Source organism: Pseudoxanthomonas sp. 134C1 (assembly GCF_057773065.1).
The window spans coordinates 1-4,356 of record NZ_JBYMTH010000019.1 but is presented as its reverse complement, the minus strand read 5'-3'; the positions used below and the strand labels follow the sequence as shown (position 1 = coordinate 4,356).

4 protein-coding genes are annotated in these 4,356 nt (G+C 67.0%); 3 read left to right on the top strand and 1 reads right to left on the bottom strand.

The features are described from left to right. Nucleotides 1–1,126 (bottom strand): TonB-dependent receptor plug domain-containing protein (locus tag AC3DEZ_RS20410; RefSeq protein ID WP_488389841.1); only part of this gene is annotated, 1,126 nt, incomplete at its 3' end. Nucleotides 1,127–1,304: 178 nt separating this feature from the next. Here AC3DEZ_RS20410 and AC3DEZ_RS20405 point away from each other — a divergent pair. From AC3DEZ_RS20405 to AC3DEZ_RS20395, 3 genes are all read left to right on the top strand, one after another. Then, nucleotides 1,305–1,865 carry an RNA polymerase sigma factor gene (locus AC3DEZ_RS20405; protein WP_488389840.1) on the top strand — a complete coding sequence of 187 codons (561 nt, stop codon included), beginning with the start codon at nucleotides 1,305–1,307 and terminating at the stop codon, nucleotides 1,863–1,865. Continuing rightward, nucleotides 1,865–2,941 carry a FecR family protein gene (locus AC3DEZ_RS20400; RefSeq protein ID WP_488389839.1) on the top strand — a complete coding sequence of 359 codons (1,077 nt, stop codon included), beginning with the start codon at nucleotides 1,865–1,867 and terminating at the stop codon, nucleotides 2,939–2,941. The genes AC3DEZ_RS20405 and AC3DEZ_RS20400 overlap by 1 nt, the downstream gene beginning before the upstream one ends. A gap of 76 nt (nucleotides 2,942–3,017) precedes the next feature. Further along, the coding region (locus AC3DEZ_RS20395) for a TonB-dependent receptor (RefSeq protein WP_488389838.1) at nucleotides 3,018–4,356 on the top strand (1,339 nt) is incomplete at its 3' end.

The window sequence follows — 4,356 nt, the reverse complement described above, 5'->3', positions numbered from 1 at the left end:
GATCATGGCGATCGGCCTTTCGCAGGTAGTAGCCGACGGTCCAGTCCAGGGCGCGCTCGCCGGTGGAGGACCAGCGCAGCTCGTGGGTGCGCACGCCAATCTGGATGTTGCTCACATAGGTGGTGGTGGGGTTGAGCATGCCGTCGTTGGCATAGGTCAGGTCCGCGTCGGCGAAGGAATAGAACAGCTGCGAGCCCTCGAACGCGTAGCTGGTGGACAGGCTGGCCACGTCCCATTCGTCGGTGTTGGCATAGAAGGAATTGGTGGTGCGGTTGTCCAGCGAACCGTTGCCGCCGCCGGGGGCGTCGGAGTCGTACTTCCAGTAGGCCAGGTCCAGGTTCCAGCGTTCGGTGGGGGTGAAGCGCAGCTTGACCCGGCCGGTCTTGACCCGCTGTTCGTTGATGTCCTTGCGGCCGGTGTTGGCATCGTCAATCCAGCCGGAGAGCGATTCGTCGGTCACCGCCACGCGCGCGGCCAGTTTGTCCTTGACCAGGGGGACGTTGAGCATGGCCTTGCCGCCCCAGCCGTTGCCGCCGTCGCGGGTGCTGGAGGTGGAGGCTTCGAAGGCCGCGTCGAAGGCGTCCATGTCCGGCTTGCGGGTCAGGGTGCGCACGGTGCCGCCCATGGAGCCTTCGCCGAACAGGGTGCCCTGCGGGCCCTTGAGGATTTCGACCCGGTCGATGTCCCAGGAGCGCACTTCCGGGTACCAGGGCACGGTGACGCCGGTGAAGGGGATGTCGTCCAGGTAGTAGCCGTTGTCGTTGCCGCCCAGCGAACTGGAGACACCGCGGATCTGCACCTGCAGGAATCCCATGCCGTTGTCGACGGCGCCCGCGCCGGGCGTCATGGCGATGATCTCGGCGACCTTGCTGATGCCCATGGCGTTGATCTGCTCACCGGTGACGGCGGTCATGGCGATGGGCACGTCGATCTGGCGCTCGTCGCGCTTGCGCGCGGTGACCGTGACCGCGCCGAGATCGGTGGCCTCGCTCTGCGGCTTGCCATCGGCCTGGTCATCGGCGCTGGCGGGGGCGGCGATGAGCGCCGCCAGGCACAGCAGGATGCCCTGGCTCAGGCCATTGCGGCGGGTGCGGGACTGGTCCCGGGCTTGCAGGAAACGGTTCACGGATAAGCGTCCTCATGTCGTCTGGGTGATACAGGGAAGTCATGACCCTGTAACAATCACGACGAGCGACGGCCCGGATCCGGAAATGTTTCGACTGCAACTTCATGCACACGAAAGCCCTCCACGCCCGCGTGCCGATGGCGTTTCACTTTTCGCTTCCTGCTTCGTCTAGGGATCCATGGATACCCGTAGAGACATGCCCATGGGCGAACCGGACGGACCATCGGCCGGCGACATGCCGCCGAAGGCGGAAGTGCTGGTGCGCAACTTCAACCAGGCGTTGATCCGCTCGCTGCAGCAACGGCTGGGTTCTTACGAGGATGCGCGCGACGTGGCCCAGGAGGCCTACGCGCGGTTGCTCAACCTTGGCCAGGATCAGGTCGTCAGCTACCATCGCGCCCTGCTGTTCAAGATTGCGCAGAACCTGGCGACGGATCTGCTGCGTCGTCGCGCCTACACCGAGTTGCCGGAACCGGACGATCTGGGGTTCTGGCCGGATCCCGCCGCCGATCCCGAACGGTCGGTGCGCGCGCGCAACGTGCTCGAACGCCTGCCGGCGCTGCTGGCGGAATTACCGCCCAATTGCGCCGAGGCGTTCCGGTTGGTGCGGCTGAAGCAATGCAGTTTCAAGGAAGCGGCGGAGCGGTTGGGTGTCACCGAGCGCATGGTGCGCATCTACCTGGCCAAGGCGCTGGCGTTGTGTCAGCTGCGGCTGGATGAAATCAGGGAGGACGAGTGATGAAGGATTCCGCGCTGAACAGCCGCGAGCGCATCGTCGAAGAGGCTTCCGAGTGGGTCGTTCGCCTGCAGGACGAGGATCTTTCCTACGAGCGGATCGAGGAGTGGAACCGCTGGATGGAGGCATCGCGCGAGCATGCGCAGGCCTTCGAGGACGTCAGCCTGATGTGGCAGGTGTCGGCGCAGTTGCCCGGGGATCTGTTGCCGGTGGCCAGAACGGTCCGCAGCGAGGCCACGCCGGCCCCGCGTCCCGGGACGGAGAGCCTGCCGGCGCACGCCTCCCGCTCCGCGCGTCGAGGATGGCGATTGCGCTGGGCCGCCGCCGCGGCGGTCCTGGGCGTCACCGTGGCCGGAATCGCCGTGCGCACGCTGGATGACGGCAACCGCCCGCGCACCGACGCGGTGGAGGTGTTCGTCACCGGCAAGGGCGAGTTGAAGCACCTCGTGCTGGATGACCGTTCGCAGGTGGAACTGGGGCCGGACAGCCGTCTGCGCGTTCAGATCGGGCCGGAACGGCGCCAGATCGAACTGACCGGTGGCCAGGCCTATTTCACCGTGGCGAAGGATCCCGCGCGTCCCTTCGAGGTGCGGGCCGGAGGATTGATCGCGCAGGCCCTGGGCACCCAGTTCAGTGTCGAGGACACGACCGCGGTGGTGTCGGTCACCGTGGCCGAGGGCCATGTCCAGGTCAACGACGTCTCGCCCGAGCGGGAGGTGGCCGCGGAGGGCGAAAAGACGGTGCAGCTCATCGCCGGGCAGCAGGCCACGCTGGACGAAGCGGGTGGGCTGAGCACGCCGCGCCGCGTCGATCTGGACGATGCGCTGGCGTGGAAGGAGGGCAGCGTCGTGTACGCCAGCGAACCGCTGCGCAACGTGGTGGCCGATCTCAACCGGTATTCGCGCGTGCGAGTGGTGCTCGACGACGCCGCGCTGGCGGAACGTCCCGTCACCGGACGCTGGCTGACCAACGACGTGGATGCTTGGCTGAAGGGAGTCGCCGGAGCGTTCTCGCTGGAGGTGCTGCGCTATCCTGACCGCATCGTGCTGCAGCGGCGGAAGGACGCGGCGGACAGGTGATGGCGGACGGATAGCGGGGGCGATCATCATCCAGCGAGTCGGACAGCGGGCGGCAGTCGCGGGGTGGCGCAGGAAGGTGCTGGCGTTGCTGTGCTCGATGGCATGCGGCGGCGCGTTGGCGACGGCGCCCGTCGGATCCTTCCGGGAGTTCGACATTCCGGCCAAGCCGCTCGATGCCGCGCTGATCGATTTTTCCCGGCAGTCCGGGTTGCAGGTGTTCTCCAGTTGCGCGGGTTCGCGCACCGTGGCCGCCATCCAGGGACGCTGGGAACCTATCCGCGCGCTCGAACGGATGCTGGCCGGCACCGGCTGTCGTTTCAGCCTGCATGACAACGGCACCGTGAGCATCCAGCCGCAGACGGTCGCGGATCCGGCGGTGGCGGTGATGCCGGCCGTCGGAGCGCCGCCGCGGACGGCGGAGATTCCGATGGTCCGCAGCATGGTCGGGTTGCGGGTCACCGCGCGCCGGCGCGACGAGCGCCAGATCGACGTGCCCATCGCCATGACCGCCGTCACCGGTGAGCAGATCAACGCCATGGGCATCAGCAAGGTCGCCGAGATCATCGCCATGACGCCCGGCGCGGGCGCCGTCGACAACGGCATGGGATTCCTGCAGGTGCAGATCCGCGGTGTCTCCAGTTCGCTGGGCGGCAACGACAACGGCTACTACCTGGACGACATCCCCTTCACCGGCGTCACCGTGCCCTGGTACCCGGAAGTGCGCTCCTGGGACATCGACCGGGTCGAAATCCTCAAGGGCCCGCAGGGCACCCTGTTCGGCGAAGGCTCCATGGGCGGCACCGTGCGCACCCTGACCCGCAAGCCGGACATGGACGCCTTCGACGCGGCCTTCGAAGCCTCCACCTCCAGCACCCGCGACGGCGGCAACGGCTGGGGCGGCAAGGCCATGCTCAACGTCCCCCTGGTCAAGGACAAACTGGCCGCGCGCGTGGCGGTGACCGACGAATCGCTCTCCGGCTGGATTGACGATGCCAACACCGGCCGCAAGGACATCAACGAACAGCGGGTCAAGACCGGCCGGGTCAAGCTGCGCTTCACCCCCACCGAACGCTGGAACCTGGACCTGGCCTACTGGAAGTACGACTCCGACGCCCCCGGCGGCGGCAACGGTTCGCTGGACAACCGCACCACCAATTCCTTCTATGCCAACACCGACGAATGGGACGTGGCCAGCCTGTCCACCAGCTACGCGTTCGAGGGCTCGCAGCTGTTCTATTCCTTCGCCGACGCGGACCTGACCTATGCCAACGACGGCATGCTCAACCCCACCACCACCTATGTGAGCAACATCCAGATTGGCGTGCGCACCCACGAGCTGCGCTGGTCCTCCACCGGCGAGCGCGCCCTGGACTGGACCGTCGGCTACTACCTGCGAAAGGCCGATCGCCATGATC

What these genes read in the sequence shown, in the direction of transcription:
- AC3DEZ_RS20405 (WP_488389840.1), top strand. Translation starts at nt 1,305, where the DNA reads ATGGATACCCGTAGAGACATGCCCATGGGCGAACCGGACGGACCATCG.
- AC3DEZ_RS20400 (WP_488389839.1), top strand. Translation starts at nt 1,865, where the DNA reads ATGAAGGATTCCGCGCTGAACAGCCGCGAGCGCATCGTCGAAGAGGCT.